Origin of the sequence: Streptosporangium sp. NPDC001681 (genome assembly GCF_040298085.1) — a bacterium.
GTDB lineage: Bacteria > Actinomycetota > Actinomycetes > Streptosporangiales > Streptosporangiaceae > Streptosporangium.
The window spans coordinates 102163-119752 of the sequence record NZ_JBEOZN010000003.1; the positions used below are offsets into that span (position 1 = coordinate 102163).

General features: G+C 69.5%; 16 protein-coding genes. 6 read left to right on the plus strand and 10 right to left on the minus strand.

Annotated elements, in window-relative coordinates:
• Window positions 1-92: 92 nt before the first annotated feature.
• Together ABT130_RS02190 and ABT130_RS02195 are read right to left on the minus strand one after the other, a co-directional pair.
• Window positions 93-2504 carry an ABC transporter permease gene (locus tag ABT130_RS02190; protein ID WP_350952086.1) on the minus strand — a complete coding sequence of 804 codons (2412 nt, stop codon included), beginning with the start codon at window positions 2502-2504 and terminating at the stop codon, window positions 93-95.
• Complete coding sequence (locus ABT130_RS02195) at window positions 2504-3208, minus strand: ABC transporter ATP-binding protein (protein WP_350952088.1); 705 nt, start codon at window positions 3206-3208, stop codon at window positions 2504-2506. Before ABT130_RS02195 ends, ABT130_RS02190 begins: the two co-directional genes overlap by 1 nt.
• A 181-nt stretch (window positions 3209-3389) precedes the next feature.
• On the opposite strand from ABT130_RS02195, the gene ABT130_RS02200 reads away from it, so the two are divergent.
• Both ABT130_RS02200 and ABT130_RS02205 read left to right on the plus strand, forming a co-directional pair.
• Window positions 3390-4064, plus strand: a complete 675-nt coding sequence (locus ABT130_RS02200; protein WP_350952090.1) for a response regulator transcription factor — start codon at window positions 3390-3392, stop codon at window positions 4062-4064.
• Window positions 4057-5157 carry a sensor histidine kinase gene (locus tag ABT130_RS02205; protein ID WP_350952092.1) on the plus strand — a complete coding sequence of 367 codons (1101 nt, stop codon included), beginning with the start codon at window positions 4057-4059 and terminating at the stop codon, window positions 5155-5157. The genes ABT130_RS02200 and ABT130_RS02205 overlap by 8 nt, the downstream gene beginning before the upstream one ends.
• A gap of 235 nt (window positions 5158-5392) precedes the next feature.
• Here the strand turns inward: ABT130_RS02205 and ABT130_RS02210 are convergent, their stop codons facing one another.
• Window positions 5393-6085, minus strand: a complete 693-nt coding sequence (locus ABT130_RS02210) for a Uma2 family endonuclease (protein ID WP_350952094.1) — start codon at window positions 6083-6085, stop codon at window positions 5393-5395.
• Window positions 6086-6250: 165 nt separating this feature from the next.
• On the opposite strand from ABT130_RS02210, the gene ABT130_RS02215 reads away from it, so the two are divergent.
• On the plus strand, window positions 6251-6910 hold the full coding sequence (locus ABT130_RS02215) for an HAD family hydrolase (protein ID WP_350923569.1): 660 nt from the start codon (window positions 6251-6253) through the stop codon (window positions 6908-6910).
• Between the two features lie 160 nt (window positions 6911-7070).
• On the opposite strand, the gene ABT130_RS02220 is transcribed toward ABT130_RS02215, so the two are convergent.
• From ABT130_RS02220 to ABT130_RS02235, 4 genes are all read right to left on the minus strand, one after another.
• Window positions 7071-7376 carry a DUF5709 domain-containing protein gene (locus tag ABT130_RS02220; RefSeq protein WP_350923572.1) on the minus strand — a complete coding sequence of 102 codons (306 nt, stop codon included), beginning with the start codon at window positions 7374-7376 and terminating at the stop codon, window positions 7071-7073.
• A 226-nt stretch (window positions 7377-7602) separates the two neighbouring features.
• On the minus strand, window positions 7603-8079 hold the full coding sequence (locus tag ABT130_RS02225; protein WP_350952095.1) for an NUDIX domain-containing protein: 477 nt from the start codon (window positions 8077-8079) through the stop codon (window positions 7603-7605).
• Window positions 8080-8186: 107 nt separating this feature from the next.
• Window positions 8187-8732 (minus strand): GNAT family N-acetyltransferase, encoded by a 546-nt coding sequence (locus tag ABT130_RS02230; RefSeq protein ID WP_350952097.1) that lies wholly within the window; start codon window positions 8730-8732, stop codon window positions 8187-8189.
• Window positions 8733-8859: 127 nt separating this feature from the next.
• Window positions 8860-9123, minus strand: coding sequence for a hypothetical protein (locus ABT130_RS02235; protein ID WP_350952099.1), 264 nt, complete (start codon window positions 9121-9123; stop codon window positions 8860-8862).
• Here ABT130_RS02235 and ABT130_RS02240 point away from each other — a divergent pair.
• Entirely contained in the window at window positions 9109-9810 is a 702-nt protein-coding gene (locus ABT130_RS02240; RefSeq protein ID WP_350952101.1) for an arylamine N-acetyltransferase family protein, read from the plus strand. The two genes, ABT130_RS02235 and ABT130_RS02240, sit on opposite strands and share 15 nt — an antisense overlap.
• Before the next feature lie 82 nt (window positions 9811-9892).
• Here ABT130_RS02240 and ABT130_RS02245 read toward each other — a convergent pair whose 3' ends face one another.
• Window positions 9893-10111: a hypothetical protein gene (locus ABT130_RS02245; protein WP_350923690.1), complete on the minus strand. Its 219-nt coding sequence runs from the start codon at window positions 10109-10111 to the stop codon at window positions 9893-9895.
• Window positions 10112-10374: 263 nt separating this feature from the next.
• Here ABT130_RS02245 and ABT130_RS02250 point away from each other — a divergent pair, with 263 nt between their 5' ends.
• Window positions 10375-12429 carry a M6 family metalloprotease domain-containing protein gene (locus ABT130_RS02250; protein ID WP_350952103.1) on the plus strand — a complete coding sequence of 685 codons (2055 nt, stop codon included), beginning with the start codon at window positions 10375-10377 and terminating at the stop codon, window positions 12427-12429.
• Window positions 12430-12632: 203 nt separating this feature from the next.
• On the opposite strand, the gene ABT130_RS02255 is transcribed toward ABT130_RS02250, so the two are convergent.
• Window positions 12633-13829 (minus strand): RNA-guided endonuclease InsQ/TnpB family protein, encoded by a 1197-nt coding sequence (locus tag ABT130_RS02255; protein WP_350952105.1) that lies wholly within the window; start codon window positions 13827-13829, stop codon window positions 12633-12635.
• A gap of 167 nt (window positions 13830-13996) precedes the next feature.
• Between ABT130_RS02255 and ABT130_RS02260 the strand changes: the two genes are divergently transcribed.
• Window positions 13997-16561, plus strand: coding sequence for a tetratricopeptide repeat protein (locus ABT130_RS02260; RefSeq protein ID WP_350952107.1), 2565 nt, complete (start codon window positions 13997-13999; stop codon window positions 16559-16561).
• A 41-nt stretch (window positions 16562-16602) separates the two neighbouring features.
• Here ABT130_RS02260 and ABT130_RS02265 read toward each other — a convergent pair whose 3' ends face one another.
• Complete coding sequence (locus ABT130_RS02265; protein WP_350952109.1) at window positions 16603-17475, minus strand: hypothetical protein; 873 nt, start codon at window positions 17473-17475, stop codon at window positions 16603-16605.
• Between the last annotated feature and the right edge of the window lie 115 nt (window positions 17476-17590).

The following is a 17590-nucleotide window of genomic DNA, read 5'->3' on the forward strand; positions in this document are numbered from 1 at the left end:
TCGTCTGTGCACCCGAGCATGGACACGTCGCGTACCCAGTGCCGCGCACGGTGGACTTCCTCAGCCGCCGGCCAAGCGATTGACGAGGGGTTTCAGTCGAGGGACAGCCCTGCGGCCGGAGTCACCCGGGCGGCCCGGCGTGCCGGGAGAACAGCGGTGAGGAGTCCGGCCAGGGCGGAGATGAGGACGACGACGCCGAGTGATGGCCAGGGGACGTGCATGGTGGCGTCCCTGAGAGCCCGCTTCACAATCGTCTCGTAACCGACCCAGGCGAACCCGACGCCGATCACGGTGCCGAGCAGGGTGGCCACCACCGACAGCAGCACTGCCTCGGTCGCCAGCATCCGCCGCAGCTGCCTGCGGGTGAGCCCGAGCGCGCGCAGCATCGCGTGTTCTCGGACGCGTTCGAGTACGGAGAGCCCCAGGGTGTTCGCGATCCCGATCAGGGCGATCACGACGGCGATGCCGAGCAGGCCGAGCGCTGACCAGGTGTAGATTCCCAGCTGTTGGTCCAGCGACTCCCAGGTCCGCAACCCGTTCTCGATCGTCGCGCCAACCGGATCCGCCAGCTCGTCCAGGTCACTGCCGAGTCGAGCCGGGTCGGCGCCGGAGGAGGCGCGGATCCAGATGGCATGTGGCTCGGGGGCGTCGGTGAGCGTCGCCAGCGTCTCGGGCGCGACCACGCCCGCCCGGCCCCAGCCGGTGCCGACGGCGACCTGCAACTGGGCTCGCCGGTCGCCGACGCGCACCGTGACCCGGTCGCCGGGCCGGAGACTCAGGCTCTTGCCAAAGGCCTCGGAATCGAGTCTGATCTTCCCCGGCTCCACCCGGGCGAACGCCCCGCCGTCGCGGGCCACTTGCGCCGCGGCCGGTGCGGTGACAACCGGGATCGGTTCGTCGAGCCCGGCCACTCGGGCCACGGCGCCGTCCACTGGAACGGCCTGCTCCACACCGGGAATGTGACGTACCCGGTTGAGGAGGTCAGTGGTGACCGGCTCCTTGGGCGAGGTGAGCGCGACATCGATGGGGTGGTCCCTACCGATCTGCTCATCCAACGACGAACGCCATGTGGTCATCCCGGTGAGTACGGCGGTCGTCAGGGTGACGCCGACCAGCAGGGAGGCAGTGGTGGTGGCGGTCCGCCGCGGATTGCGCACAGCGTTCTTGGTCGCCAGCCGCCCGGCGGGGCCGAGCAGCGCGCCGGTGATCCCAACCAGGCGGGGAACGAGCACCGGCCCGAAGAGGAGTACGCCGCCGAACACCGATCCTCCGCCGGCCAGCATGAACGCCGTACTGCCCTGGACCATCGCCACCCCGAGCAGGGCCGGCCCGATGACCAGGAGGAGCGCAGCGAGCGCCAGCCGCACCAGGCCGGTGGCCATGGGTATGTCGACCGCGGCATCCGGGCGCAGCGCCGCCAGCGGGCTCACTCGGACCACACGCCGGGTCGGCAACCAGGACGCGACCATGGTGACCGCCAGTCCGACGGCGAACCCGCCCAGCAGCCAGAGCGTGGGCAGCTCGGCGGCACCCATCGGGACGGTCGGCGCGAGGGCGCTGATCAGGGCGATCAGCCCGTAGCCGAGACCGATACCGACCAGTGTCCCGGCCAGCGACGCGAGCACCCCGACGACGGCCGCCTCGCGGCGTACCGAACGCACCACCTGCCGCCGGGTCGCGCCGACGCAGCGCAGCAGTGCGAAGTCGCGGAGTCGTTGCGCGAACAGGATGGAGAACGTGTTCGCGATGACCAGGACCGAGACGAAGAGCGCGATGCCGGCGAACAACAGCAGCATCACCGACAAGCTGTTCACCCTGTTCTGGACATAGGTCAGCCGCTCCGCGGCGAACCCCTCCGGGGACTGCGCCTTCGCGCCTTCCGGGAGCTGACCTACCTCCCCGCGCACCGCCACCGCGTTCAGATGAAGGTGGTCGCGCCACTGCAGCAACTGCGGCCAGGTGACGTACATCGAGGCCTGGGCCGGGGGCGAGGGCGACTCCACGAGACCGACCACTCGTACGTCGCGCGCGGCGGCGCCCTCGCCGATCCGAACCCGGTTGCCGACCGCGATATTCTCGGCCAGGGCGAAATACACGTCCACCACCGCCTCGCCCGTGCTCGCTGGGAAGCGCCCCGAGCTGAGCTCCTGCCAGCGCCACTCCTCCAAGATGGCGATCGGCCCCACGGTCGTTTCGGAGAGCCGCCGGCCGTTCACGCGCGCCGACAGCGTTGCCCGGCCGGTCGCGGCCGCGTTCTCACCGTGTCGCTCGGTGAATGCGATCGCGGCCTTCGGGTCCAGCTCGAACGATGGCCACCCCGCCGCCGAGACCACGTGGTCGGCATTGCGGTACGGCGCCCCCAGGCCGTCCATGAGTCCGCTATATGCCCCGGACGTGAGCACGCCGACCACGACGACGAAGGCGACTGCGACGGCGACCGCGATCGCCGCTGCGACGTACCTGCGGATGTGGGTGCGCAGTGACGCGAGGAAGACGGTACGCATCAGGCGATCCGCCCGTCCTGCATGGTGACCACGTCGTCGGCGTACGCCGCCGCGTCCCGCTCGTGGGTGACCATAACGACGGTCTGGCCGAGCTCGCGCGCCGACCGGCGCAGGTGGTCCAGCACCTCCGCCGACGTGGTGCTGTCCAGGTTTCCGGTGGGCTCGTCGGCGAACAGCAGGTCCGGCTGGGTGACCAGGGCTCGGGCGATCGCGACCCGCTGCTGCTGGCCGCCGGACAGCTCCGCGGGCCGGTGGCCGAGCCTGTCGGCCACGCCGAGGACATCGGCGAGCGTGTGCACGCGCTCCCGTGCCGCGTCGTCGACCCGGCGACCGCCCAGCTCAAGCGGGAGCATGATGTTCTCTCCCGCAGTGAGCATCGGCAGCAGGTTGAACGACTGGAACACGAAGCCGACGTGTTCGCGGCGGAAGATCGTGAGCGCGTCGTCGTCGAGTGATCCGAGGTTGATACCGGCCACGGTGACGGTGCCGCCGCCGGCCTGGTCGAGTCCGGCCAGGCAGTGCATCAGCGTGGACTTGCCCGATCCGCTCGGCCCCATGATCGCGGTGAACCTGCCTCGTGGGAGGTCGAGGTCGACGCCGCGCAGGGCATGCACCTGGGCTTCGCCCCGGCCGTAGGTCTTGGTCAGGTCCCGCGCGCTGGCGGCCAGGGTTTCCTGAGTGGCTTGCCGGGTGGTGGTCGTCATGGCGTAGAGGCTTCCGGGGGACCAGGCTGGAGAGCCATGAGGATCGTCGATCGTGTAGGGCGGGCTGCTGTTCGTGCTGGCTCGCTGTAGGTCATGCCTGCAGTCAAGGCAGCGTGGTGTTGCCAGCACGTATGTGGTTTTCGATATGCCGACGATATGCGCCGGCTCGTAGCCTCGGAGCATGCGTGTGTTGATCGTTGAGGACGAACGCTTTATGGCAGAAGCCATCCGCGATGGCCTACGCCTGGAAGCGATCGCGGCAGACATCGCAGGTGACGGCGACACCGCTCTGGAGTTGCTGAGCGTCAACGCCTACGACATCGCCGTCCTCGACCGCGACATCCCCGGCCCCTCGGGCGACGAGATCGCCAAACGCGTCATCGCCTCCGGCAGCGGCATGCCCATCCTCATGCTCACCGCCGCCGACCGGCTCGACGACAAGGCCTCCGGGTTCGGGCTCGGGGCCGACGACTACCTCACCAAGCCCTTCGATCTCCAGGAACTCGTGCTCCGCCTCCGGGCACTCGACCGCAGGCGCGCGCACAACAGGCCGCCCGTACGCGAGATCGTCGGCCTGCGCCTGGACCCGTTCCGCCGCGAGGTCTACCGCGACGGCCGCTACGTCGCGCTCACCCGCAAACAGTTCGCCGTGCTCGAAGTCCTCGTCGCCGCCGAAGGCGGTGTCGTCAGCGCGGAAGAACTCCTGCAGCGGGCGTGGGACGAGAACGCCGACCCCTTCACCAACGCCGTCCGCATCACGGTCTCGGCGCTGCGCAAACGGCTCGGCGAACCGTGGCTCATCGCCACCGTGCCCGGCGTCGGCTACCGCATCGACGCAGGAGGCGAGGGTGGATAGGGCGCGTGGGATGAGCGTCCGGCTCAAGCTCACCCTCAGCTACGCCGGATTCCTCATGCTCGCGGGCGCGTTGCTGCTCGCCGCCGTGTGGGTGTTCCTCCTGCGGTACGTACCCGACGGCTGGCCCGCCCTTCTCTACGTGGCGCCCAACCGCATCCTCCTCCTGGGCGCCTTCGCCCCTGCGGCGGCCGCGGTGATGGCGTTCCTGCTGGTGTTCGGCCTGCTGGGAGGATGGATTCTCGCCGGACGCATGCTCGCCCCCCTGACCCGTATCACCGACGCCACGCGCATGGCCGTGAACGGATCGCTCTCCCACCGGATCCGGTTGCCTGGCCGCGCGGACGAGTTCCGCGAACTCGCTGACGCCTTCGACGCCATGCTCGTGCGGCTCGAAGCACACGTCGCCGAGCAACAGCGATTCGCGGCCAACGCCTCACACGAACTCCGCACCCCGCTGGCGATCTCACGGGCGCTTCTCGACGTGGCCCGCCGCGATCCCGACCGTGACATCGGCGAACTCGTCGAACGCCTTCACGCCGTCAACACCCGGGCGATCGACCTCACCGAGGCGCTCCTCATGCTCAGCCGCGCCGACCAGAGATCCTTCGCACGGGAACGCGTCGACCTGTCCCTGGTCGTGGAAGAGGCCGTCGAGACACTGCTCCCGCTCGCAAAGAAACGCGGTGTCACCATCGAGACTTCAGGTGAGATCACCCCGGTTGAGGGGTCGCAGGCGCTCCTGCTGCAACTGGCGACGAACCTGGTGCACAACGCGATCGTGCACAACCTGCCCGTACAGGGAACCGTGTGGATCAAGACCGGCATCGGCCCCGAGGCGCTCACCGTCGAGAACACCGGCGAGAAGCTGTCCCCAGAGGTGGTCCCTGCACTTACAGAACCGTTTCAGCGCGGCACGGGAAGAATACGCAACGACCACGCAGGCGTCGGACTCGGCCTGGCAATCGTCAAGAGCATCACCCACGCGCACGACGGGTCCCTCACTATCGTCCTGCGTCCTGCGGGCGGACTCCGTATCGTCGTTCAACTGCCCACCCCACCACCACATACAGCTAAAAAGTCAGGTGCCGCATAACGTGGTCACGTACGGCCACATCACCGGATTAGTACTCCAGTGACATTTCGCGATCATGGTTGGGATCTGCGCTGGTAGTGGAAGCGTCGGGCGGTGGCTTGATGGCGTCAGCGCCAGGCGTGAGGTGCCCAGCAGATTCCGGGCAGGAGCGAGACGTGTTCATCGGCTGGTGGCTCCGTCGTGCCGTATCCCGGTGCCGACGCCTCGCTGGGTGGGGCAGGTCGAGTCGGTGTCGTTACAGGAAGATCGAGGTGTCCAGGTCGAAGTCGACGGGGGAGGGGATCCGGAGCGGCTTGCCCATCTCGGTGTGGGTCATGGTCCGGTAGCTGCCGTCCTCGGGATCGCTGAGGACGGTCACCGCGGGCGGTGAGGCGACGGGGTCGACGATCAGCATGATCGGGATGCCGCAGCCCGCGTAGATCCGGGGCTTCGTGGCACGGTCCATCTCCATGGAGCCGGGTGAGACGATCTCCGCCACCAGGATCAGGCCCGAGGAGAGGATCTCCCGATCGCCCCAGAGCGGAGCGTCCACGGGGACCAGGCAGTAATCGGGGACCAGAGTGTCACGTGGCCCCTCGATGCAGATATCGACATTTCCCGCAAAACTCTCCCAGTCGTTTTTCTCCAGGATGGGCTGCAAGGCAAAGGCGAGGCGCATGGCGATCCGGCCGTGCTTGGGAATGTCAGATGGGCTCACGATAAGGTTCCCGTCGATGATCTCGGCGCGAAGGCACAGGGTTGGGGGAAGAGACTCGAAGATCTCCCTCGGGGTGCGAGGTAGTGGACAGTCCTCAGGTGCGGCGGGCTGAGCGGGCGGCTGGGGCGCGGTGCGCGGTGCGGATCGCTGAGACGCTGTCATCACCATCGGCCTGTATCCCTTCGTGTCCGAACATGCACTCTCAGTGTTCCATGGGATGTCGTCGGTCATGAGAGAAATGTGCGGTGATCATGGATCGGCTGTGGGCTGCGGCACGGCCGGGAGTGATGCCGGTGTTCGGGCGCGTTCGTGTGAGGGGGCTCGCTCTGGAGTGGTCCCTGGGTGTCCGTTTTGTTGGGGCGGGCTACGATCGGACGGGCTTGGGAAGGGGGCGGCGTGGTCAAGGCGCTGGTGTTCGATGTGGGTGAGACGCTGATCGACGAGACGCGGATCTGGTCGCGCTGGGCCGACCGGCTCGGCGTCACCCGGTTCACCATGCTCGGCGTGCTGGGCGGCATGGCCGCGCTCGACCGGTCGTTCGAGGACGCGTTCCGGCTGCTACGGCCCGGGTTCGACGTCGAGGCCGAGCAGGAGGCGTGGAAGCGGGACGACCCCGCCGGGCTCCGGGTGAACTTCGACGCCGACGACCTCTATCCGGATGTACGGCCCGGCCTGGCCGCGTTGCGCGGGCTCGGATACGAGCTGATCATCGCGGGCAACCAGCCGCCGCAGGCATATGACGCGCTGGCCGCGATGGATCTGCCCGTCGACGCGATCCACACCTCCGACGGCTGGGGGGTGTCCAAGCCCGATCCGGGCTTCTTCGCGAAGGTCGTCGCGGTGTCGGGGCGCGAGGCCGGCGAGATCCTCTACGTGGGCGACCGGCTCGACAACGACGTCCGGCCCGCCCGTGCGGCCGGAATGTGGACCGCCCTGATCCGCCGGGGCCCGTGGGGTCACCTGCACGCCGCCCGCCCCGAGGCGGCCGAGGCCGACCACGTCATCGACGACTTCCCCGGCCTCGTCGCGGCCCTGGGAGGCAGGGCCGCCGGTTGATCGCGGACCGCTCGCGGAGTAGGGGGCGGGGTCGTGCACATCAGGCCATGTGCCTACGCGGAATCGGCTACCCGGTCGTGGATACTTCGCGGAGCCAGGCACATGGCTTCGACGGCGTCCTCGGTGAGGACACCGCGAAGGACCTCCCTAACGAGCCGGATCAGTCGGGTTCGATGTGGATGGCGCGTTCCTCGGCTGACAGGTCTCCGCTGTCGGGGCCGACGTCCCGGGCGTACTCCTCGGATGTCTCGTCCGGGCCGAGGCCCTCATCCGGCGCCACCAGGCGGTCCTCCTCGCGTGGGGGCCGCCGTTCGTGGTTCGGGGCCTCACGCCAGAGACGTTCGTCAAGCGTGTCCTGATGTCCGGGATCGTCCGGAAGGATCTCGTGGTGAAGGCCGAGGTCATCGGTCCACTCCTCGACTTCGACCGCCTGCTCGTCGCTTAGACCTTTACGGTCCGGGGGCATTTGACTCATATTGCGGCCCTACCCGTTTTACGCCCGAAAACCCACAGGTCAGAGCATGGCTCGGCGGCCGCCGAGCCATGCCGTGCCAGGCGGGTACGGTCACCCGTCGCCGAGCCAGACGAGGTCGGAGCCGAGCCGGTACGCGGCGCTCCGCGCGCTCGTCCATTCGACTTCTCCGGCACCTAGGGCTGAGGCGAGGCGGCTGAACGCGATGACGGCCCGTTGGTCACTCGTCCGACAGGTAGACGGGACGCCCTTCGCGCCGGGCGAGGCGGGCGGTGTGCAGGCGGGTGGCGGCGTTCTCCTCCAGGAGGGTGGCGGCGGTGTGCCACGGGAGGAACGCCACCTCGTCAAGCTCCTCGGCCTCCGGGCTGATCTGGCCGGGATCGCTCAGCACGCCGCCGTCGAACACGAAGTGGATCAGCGAGCGGGGGCGTTCCCCCGACGGCGGACTCCAGTGGACCACGAGGAGTTCACCCACCTCGACGGGCACGCCGAGTTCCTCGGTCACCTCGCGCCTCGCGCACGCGTGGGGCGCCTCGCCCTCTTCCACGACCCCACCGGGGAAGTCCCAGGTCGGCCGGTAATTGGGCTTGACCAGCAGCACCCGGTCCTCGGGGTCGGTGATCAGCAGGCAGGCGCAGGTGAACACGGTGGGCAGGGTGGCGTACCAGGTGACGGGGTCGAGGTAGGGCTTGCTCACCCTTCCCACGCTACCGCCGCGAGCCGCCCGTCCCGGGCAAGGCCCGCCGAGCCGTCACCGGTCGTCCGCATCCGGACAGGCGGCTCTCCCCGTGGACGGGCTCTCGCTCAGCCGAGCTTCTTGGCCAGCACCTCGAACTCCAGGTCGTCCCTGGTCGGCAGGCCGAAGCTCTCGTCGCCGTAGGGGAACGGGGCCGTCTCGCCGGTGCGGACGTAGCCCCGGCGCACGTACCAGGCCAGCAGTTCCTCGCGGACCGAGATCACCGTCATGCGCATCTCGTCCACCCCCCACTCGTCGCGGGCGAGACGCTCGGCCTCGGCGAGGACCGCCTTACCGAGGCCGCCGCCCTGCAGCGTGGGGCGTACCGCGAACATCCCGAAGTACGCGTGTCCGCCCTGGTGCTCCACCTGGCAGCAGGCGATGATCTCGCCCTCCGACTCCGCGACCAGCATGCGGCCGTCCGGGTTCTCCACCGCGGCGGTCACGCCCCGGGCATCGGTCCGCTGCCCGCCCAGCAGATGCGCCTCGCTCGTCCAACCGGCCAGGCTCGCCTCTCCCCGGTACGCGGACTCGACCAGGGAGACCAGGGTGGGGATGTCCGTGACGGTGGCGGCACGGAAGGTCGCTCGCGCGGTCCGCGAAGGGCTGTTCATGCGTGCGGGGTCCTCTTCAGCAATCGGTGGATCATGCGGATGCCGGGACATCCGGTGCCGTGAGCCAAATCTAGCGGGACGGTTCTCCCCGGCCGACCGCCGCCTCGGTGCGGAAGTCGCCGCCGTATCAGTGCAGCGTGACGAAGTCGACGCCGTACCCCCAAAGCCCGACACCGGACTGAGTGACGGCCTCTTCCGTCCAGTCGCGGCTCTCCAACTGCCGGAGCAGGCGTTCGCCGGTGGCGGGATCCGACGGGTACCGGACGTGCTCGGCGGGTGGTTTGCTTGCTCCATGGACGAGGTGAAGATCACTCAATATCTGGATAGATTGGGCGTGGCCCGGCTCGCGGAGCCGGATGCTCGGAGCCTGCGGGCCTTGCAGTTCGCGCACCTGAGGACGGTGCCGTTCGAGAACCTGAGCATCCATCTCGGCGAGCCGATCTCGCTCGACTCCGACGCGCTGTTCGACAAGATCGTCAACCGCCGTCGTGGCGGTTTCTGTTACGAGCTGAACGGGTTGTTCGCCGAGTTGCTGACCGCGCTCGGCTACCGGGTGACGCTGCTGGCCGCCCGGGTCTTCGGCGGCGGCGCGCCGGGACCGCTCTTCGACCACCTGGCACTCCGCGTTGATCTCGACGAGCCGTGGCTGGTCGACGTCGGGTTCGGCGACTTCTCCGACGAGCCGCTGCGGCTCCACGAGCGCGCGGAGCAGAAGGACGGCGGGGGCGTGTTCCGGATCGCGCCCGCCCCCGGCGACCACGGTGACCACGGTGACCTCGACATCACGCACAATGGCGACCCGGGTTACCGGCTGACCGCCCGGCCCTACGAGCTGGCGGACTTCGTCCCGACGTGCTGGTGGCAGGCGACCTCCCCGCAGTCGCACTTCACCAGGTCACCGATCTGCTCGATGCGCACGGCCCGGGGCCGGACCACGCTCAGGGACCGCAAACTGATCCACAGCGTGGACGGCGAGCGCACCGAACGCGTCCTGGACGGGACCGAACTCCTCCCCGCCTACCTCGACTCCTTCGGGATCGCCCTCGACCGGGTCCCCTCCGCTACTCCGCCGTCATAGCTGCCCTGGCCAGGTTGAACCTGGCTGAGCTTCTGCCCACGGAACGACCTGGAGTGCGGTTCTCCGCCGGGATACGGCCCGGTCAGGCCGTGGTGAGGGAGCGGTCGCGGTTGACGAGGGCGGCGTAGGGGCCGCCGGCGGCGAGGAGATCGTCGTGGCTGCCGCGTTCGACGATGCGGCCCCGGTCGAGGACCACGATCTGGTCGGCGTCGCGGATCGTCGACAGGCGGTGGGCGATCGTGATGGTGGTCCGGCCGCACGGGGATCGTCGGTCAGGCGAGTTTTTCGTGCCGTTCGACACTTCTGGTCTGTTCGGTCATGGAACTCTTTTCCGAAGTTTGCTCGAACAAGAGGTTACTGTGCTGGTCAGACCCCTCCTCGGACAGTCGACCCGCCGGGGAGCGCACCCGGTGGGGACAGGGGCGGCTCGAGCTCGAACGCGCCGCCGCCGGCCGCTCATCAACTTTCCTGACAGCGGATTGTTGATCTATCCGAAAGTGATCTATAACGTCATTTAGCGTGACTCGTCCCCCCAAGTTGCTTAAAGTACTGATCGCCGCAGTTGTGCTGATCCCTATCGGTCTCGCCTCCCTGCCCGCCTCCGCCGACCCCGCCCCGGACCCGGAGCACCCCTGGCGCCTGGAACACTGGCCCCAGACCCAGCCCTGGCAGCAGGACGCCCCCGAGGCCTCGGCCGCGCGGCGCGCCGAGCCCGTCACCCCGGCACCGATCGACCCGCAGAACTGGAAGAACCCGGACCACATGACGTGGGCCGACTACCGCAAACCCCCCGGCACCAACTGGGCCGACCCCGCGGTCAAGGGTTCCAAGCGCACCTTCCGCGGCGCGCTCGTCCTGGCCGACTATCCCAACCAGCCGTTCGTGGTCACCCAGCCCAAGGGCTCGACGGTCTTCAGGAACCCCAGCGCCGAGGCCCACGACATTCCCCGCGACCAGGTCGCCGGCTTCTACCGGGACTTCCTCAACACCCCCAACGACCTCAACCGGGGCCACACCATCCACGAGTACTGGATGGAGGACTCCGGGGGGCGTTACGGCGTGGAGCTGACCGCGTTCGGCCCCTACCAGATGCCGGGCAAGTCACACGAGTACGCCATGGAGTTCCAGGGAGGCACCGCCTGCCCGGCCGGTGACGCCTGCAACCGCAACATCAGGACCGACGCGCGGGCGGCGTGGATCGGCGACGTCGGCCAGGAGGTTCCGGCGGGCTTCGACTTCGTCTTCTACCTGAGCGCGGGACAGGACGAGTCGGCCACCTGGCAGGAGTTCGGCCCGATCAAGTTCCCCACCAAGGAGGCGGTGACCGACGACTTCGGCCCGCCCGACCCGGCCCTGCCCAACTGGGCCAGAACCCGCTACGTGGAGTGGACGTCCTGGGCCTCGGCCGCCTCCATCTGGCCCAACGCCGGGGGCGGGTCCTCCACCCAGGCGGAGAGCTCGGGGCAGGGCGTCTACGCCCACGAGCTCAGCCACATTCTCGGCATCGGCGACAACTACAACAACCCGTTCGGAGTACCGCCGCGCCGGGCGTACACCGGGATCTGGGAGATGCTCAGCCGGGGCAGCTTCAACGGCCCGGGTGGTCCGCACAGCCGCTGGCTGATCCCGCCCACCTCGGGCGGCTCCATGGGAGCCCAGCACATGCTCCGCAACAAGATCAAGCTTGAGATGGTGGACGAGAACAACGTGCTGCGCCTGTCCCGTGAGGCGCTGGCCGAGTCCGGGGTCGTCGTGGCGGAGGTGACCGCCCGGGTGATCCAGCCGGGACCGGCCGGTCTGTCCGGGGTCAACATCGCCTTCGGTGACGGCGACCGCAGCCCGGCCTGCGACGTGCGCACCGACCCGTTCTGCGACGGCGGCGGATACCACAACTACACGCTCGAGGTCGTGGACAGGATGGGCGCCGACTCCTTCACGCCCGACTCGGGTGTGCTGCTGGCCAAGACCAAGAACGCCGACCAGGCGCCCTTCGAGTGGGTGATCGACGCCAACCCGCAGGACATCGGTATGACCGACTACGTCCTGCCGGACGGCACCGCCGTGCCCATCACGATCGGCGACTACCGCCAGTTGTCGGACGCCCTGTTCCACGCGGGCACCGGCTCGGGCTCCGAGTTCGAGTACGTGGACGAGGCCAACCGGCTCCACTTCTACGTCCTGGATCTCAAGCGCGACCGCAAGGGCGTGCTCTCCTACACGGTGGCGATCCGCTCACTGGACGGCGCCGGCCCGAACAAGCGCGGGGTGAAGGTGCTCCCGTCCGTCGGCCTCCCGTCCGGCGACGGCCTTTCCACCTGCCGCTTCCCGCTGTTCAACACCGGCAGGGCCGCCCAGGCCGCCGGGCAGCACCCCGAGGATGTGAGCGCCTATCTCAAGAGTGACGTCTACCGGCTGTCGGTGAAGGTCGAGGGCCGAGGCTGGACCGCCTCGCTGCCCAACGAGCTCGCGACCGCGGGCTCGGGCAAGAGCACGCTGGTCGCCGTCAACGCCCTGCGGGCGGCAGGCGGCAGCCACGTCGCGAAGGTGACCCTGACCGCCACCTCGGAGAGCGATCCCACCAAGACCGCCAAGGCGACCTGTCAGGCGCTGGGGCGCTGAGGCCCGGACCGCGTCACCCCCGGCGGGGGTGACGCGGAAGGTGTTCGGAGCGAGAGCGCGCGGAGCGTTCCTCGTGGAGAATGGAGCTGATCGTCCGGTGGCCGGGTCACCCGGCCACCGGACGGTCATTCGCAGGGCGTGTCGTGGTCTTCCTACGAGGGGTGTGAGTGACTCCTCCGCTCTTTGAAGGGAGCGGCTTCTCGCTAAGCCGCTCGTGCAGCTTCACGAAGGGCAAGCCCTGCCCTCAGGATGTTGATCGCCGCGTTCACGTCGGCGTGCGCGCTGTGCCCGCATGCCGTACAGGCGAACTCGGCCTGGGTACGGCGGTTCTCTTTCGCGCAATGCCCGCAACGCGAGCAGGTGCGGGAGGTGTGGGCGGGGTTCACCGCGATCAGTTCTCGACCGGCGCTTTCAGCCTTGTGCGACAGGATCGTCAAGAACACCCCCCACCCCGCGTCCAGGATGCTGCGATTCAGACCCGACTTCGCCGCCGCCCCATTGGGCAGATACCCGCCCTCTCCATCGGGCTTCGGGGCGGCACGCCTGGTCATGTTCGTGACGCGCAGGTCCTCGCACACGATCACGTCGTAGTCGCCAACCAAGGTCAGTGCGGCTTTGTGCGCCCCGTCCAGACGCCTGCGGCGCACCTTGGCATGCAGTGCGGCGACGCGGGCCACGACCTTACGGCGTCGCGTCGAGCCTCGCTGCTTGCGCGCCAGGTCCCGTTGTGCCCTGGCGAGCCGGTCGGCGGAGACGGCCAGGTGACGGGGGTTGTCGAGGAGGTCTCCTTCGCTGGTGATGACCAGCGACGCCACGCCCAGGTCGATGCCCACCGCCTTGTCGGTCACGGGCAACAGCTCGGCGGGCACATCGTCACACGACAGGATCACATACCAGCGCGAGCCCTCCCGCTTGATGCCGATCGTCTTCACCGCGCCCTTGACCTGCCGGTGCCGGTGCAGCCGGACATGGCCGACGCCCTGCAGGCGGACGTAGGTGGCGCTGGGGTGTTCGGGCTGGGAGTCCCAGCGGCAGCCGTCTCCGTCCCTGGGCCACTCGACGGTGTCGAACCGGCCCCTGCCTTTGAAACGGGGAAATCCTGGGGTGCGCCCGGCCTTGACGCGGGCGAAGAACGCCGCGAACGCCTTGTCCAGGCGGCGCAGGGTGGCCTGCTGGGAGGAGAACGACCATCGGCCCTGCCCGTCGGCATCCTCTGCGCGGATGTACTTCAACTCCGCCGACTGCTCACCGTAGCGAACACTCACCCCCGCCTTGGCGTAGGCGGTGCGACGGTGCTCCAGCGCGGCGTTGTACAGGGCACGGTGATCATCCAAACAAGCGGTCAACACGATCGCCTGCCCCACGGTGGGACGCAACCGGAACTTGTAGGACCTGCGCATCACACCACCGCCCTCACTGGAACTCCTGTTCCCACCGTATCGAGTTTGGAAAAGAGGCGACGCGGAATGCGCAGATCTGGCAGCTCACCGCACGCTCGGGCCTTGGCGGCCCTACCGCTCCCGGTTCTCCTGTCGCCTAAAGACAACGATCCCCTCGGGAGAGTCTGATGGCCGGGCCGTCGAGCGTGCCTGATCGGCGTGGCTCCAGACCGCCGAGACGCCGGATCCCGCTGGCGGCGCCCGCGGTGGCGGGGATCGCCGCGGCCGTGGCCAGCGTCCTGGCGACCTCGCTGGACGTGTGGGAGCTGCCCACCGAGGCCAAGATCGGCGCCACCGCGGTCGCCGGTCTCCTGGTCGGACTGCTCACCTGGGCGACGACCGGCAAGCAGGCCGAGGAGCCGAGCACGGCCGCCACGGTGCCGTGGCGCCCGCCGGACCAGTGGCCGCCGGTCTCCGCGCACTTCACCGGCCGTACCGAGTCGCTGGCCGAGCTGCGTGAGGTCTTCGCCGCGCGCCGCCGCTCCAGGGACCACGCGGAGAACGCCTCGCCGCTGGTCGTCTCGGTGTACGGCAGGGGCGGGGTGGGCAAGTCCGTGCTCACCGCCAGGTTCGGCCACGAGATCGCCGGAAGCTTTCCCGACGGCCGCCTCTACGCGGACCTGCGCGGTGAGGTGGAGGCTCCGGTCGGTCCGGAGGAGGTGCTGATCGGCTTCCTGCGCGCGCTCGGCGTCCGGCTCACCACCGACCCCGGAGGTCTCGCCGAGCTCCGCGCGCTCTGGCTGACCTGGACCAAGGGCAGGCGCATCCTCATCTGCCTGGACAACGCCCGGGACGGCGACCAGGTCAAGGACCTGATCCCGGCCGAGCCGGGGTGCGCGGTCCTGATCACCTCCAGGCAGCCGCTGTTCCTGCTCAACACCTACGACAAGCGGCTGTCGGTGTTCAGCGAGGCGCAGGGCGTCGAGCTGCTGGCCCGGCTGGCCGGGGACGACCGGGTCGCCGCCGACCTGGAGTCGGCCCAGGAGATCGTACGGATGTGCGACCACCTGCCGCTGGCCATCAGCATCTGTGGCGGACGCCTGGCCACCCGGGAGAACTGGACGCTGCGCCGGCTCGCCGACCGGCTGCGAGACGAGCGCCGCCGCCTGGACCAGCTTGAGATCGCCCGCAGGCTGGACAAGAGCGTGCGGGCCTCCCTCCAGCTGAGCTACGACGACTGCACCGGCCTGCAGCGCCGCCTGCTGCGCCTGCTCAGCCTGCTGAGCGCTCCCGATGTGCCCGGCTGGGTGGCGGGGGAGTTGCTCGCCACCTCGGAACCCGAGGGCGCCGACCAGCTGGAGGCGCTCATCGACGCCCAGCTCGCCGAGTGCTCGGGTACCGACTTCTCCGGGACGATGCGCTACCGGCTGCACGACCTCGTCCGGATCTTCGCCCGTGAGCTGGCGTTCTCCGACGACGACGAGAGTCACCGCCGGGCCGCCATCGAGCGGGTCCTGTCCGGCTACCGCCGCCGCGCGGAGACGGCGGCCGTGGCCCGCTGGCCACAGGACTGGGGCCGCAGGGTCAGGCCCGGTGGGCCGGGAGCGGTGACGCAGGCCCAGGTCTCGGCGGCCGACTGGCTCAACGCCGAGCGGCTGACCCTGGTCGCCGTGATCGGCCAGGCCAGGAGCATGCAGATGTGGGAGCTGGCCTGGGGGCTCGGCCGGGCCTTCTGCTCGCTCTGCCACTCGTTGCGGGCCTACTGGTCCGACTGGCGGGCGGTCGCCGAGATCCTGTGCGAGGCCGCGGAGCGGATGGACGACCGGCGGGCGCTGGGCATCGCGCTGCTGGACCGGGCGGCGGTGGCGGGCGGCCAGGGCGGCCACCACAGCGCCGCGGCGGACGCCGAACGGGCTCTGGAGATCTTCACCGACCTCGGCGAGTCCTGGTGGGCGGCGCGGGCGATGCGCACGGTCGGCATGACCCTGTTTAACAACGGCAACCTGGACCGGGGACAGGGCTACCTGATCGGCGCGGTCACCGCCTTCAAGGGCGAGGAGGACCGCTGGTGGACGGCCAGGACCCGGCGTAACCTCGCGGAGCTCAGGCTTGCCCAGCGCAGGCCCGAGGAGGCGCGCGAACTGCTGGAGGAGGCCCTGGAGGTGTTCGAGCGCGACCGCAACCGCTACTCGGAGGCGCAGACGCTGCGCGCCTACGGGGAGGTGCTCGGTGTGACGGCCAGGGGATCGCACGCCGCCGGTGACAGCCGCGCCGCCGAGGAGGCATTCGCCAGGGCCGGTTTCAGCCTGGACCGGGCGGCCGAGATGTTCCGGCTCCGCGGCGAGCTGTGGGAGGAGGCCAGGTGCCTGCGCGCGGCAGGGGAGGTCGGCAACCCGGCCAACGCGCTCCGCGAGCTCACCTACGTGCGCCGGGCCACCGAGATGCTGACCGCGCTCGGTGACTCGTGGGGCGTCGCCAGGGCCGAGCTGTCGGCGGGACGCGCCCACGGGCGGCTCGGCCGCACGCGAGAGGCGCAGGAGTCGCTGCTGCGGGCGGTGCGCGACTTCGAGGAGCTGGGTGACCGCTGGTGGATGGCCAGGAGCCTGCGCCACCTGGGGGAGGCGTATCTGGAGGCGGGTGAGCGGCAGGCCGCGGTGGACGCCCTGCGCCAGGCCCAGGACATCTACCGCAGCCTCGGCAACCAGGCGGGGATGGGCCGCACCCTGGAACTCCTGCGCCGTGCGGAGGGCTGAGCGTCCCCCTTCACGCCTGGCCGAGAGCGCGGCCAGGGGCCTCAGGGGTCGGCGGTCGTCAGCAGGTGCCTGGCGGCGCCGCGGGCCTCGTCGATGCTCTTGTGGAACAACTCCCTGATCTGCCGGGCCTGCTCGGTCAGGCGTTCCAGGTCGGGAACGGCCAGCGCGTCCTCCGCCGTCTCGGCGACCAGCGCCTCGTACTGCGGGGTCCGTTCGGCGAGCACCTGAAGCTGCCGGTGGGCGAGGTAGAGGCCGTCGGCCTTGCGGACCTGCCTGGCGTACTCCTCCAGCGCGCGGATCCGCCTGGTCAGCGAGCTCTCGGCGGCCTTCAGCGCCCCGACATAGGGGGTGAACGCCTCGGCCACCTCCGGTGGGGGCGCGTCCGGTACGAGGCGGCGGTGCTCGGCCCTCAGTTTCGACAACCGCACCAGTTTCGTGGCGATCTGCCAGGTCTGTGCGGGCAGTGTCACCGCGTTGTCGATCGTGTCGAGCAGCCCTGCCCGGTTGATCCGGGAGTCGAGCACCGTCTTGGTGGCGTCCTGCGCGCGGCGGAGCAGGTCGCCGCAGTCGGCGTCGAGGTCCTCGGGCAGGACGAACCGGTCGCCGTGCTCCACGGCCAGCCGGACGCGCCGCCGCTCGCGCAGGCTCCGGGGGTCGTCGCTCAGGCTGCGCAGCACGGCGATGAAGATCAGGATGAGGGCGGCAAGTAAGCCGCCCGCAATACTCAGCACCGCCATGAGCAGCAGGAGCCCGGCGATCGCGAACGCCTTGACGAGATCGGGGCTCCTGGCCTCGGGGATGTGTCCCAGCCTGGCCGCGCGCAGCGCCTGCGGGCCGGCGCGCAGGACCGAGGAGATCGATTCGGGCAGAGCCGGATCGATCAGCAGATGCGGGGTGCGTCTCCTCGGATCCACGCGATCTCCTTGCATCGGGACACGGGCGGGCACCTTCACTCTTCCTCATGGAGAAAAATGCGGTGCATTTAAGGACGCGGTACATGGACATCGGCAATTACGGAAATAGGTCCTA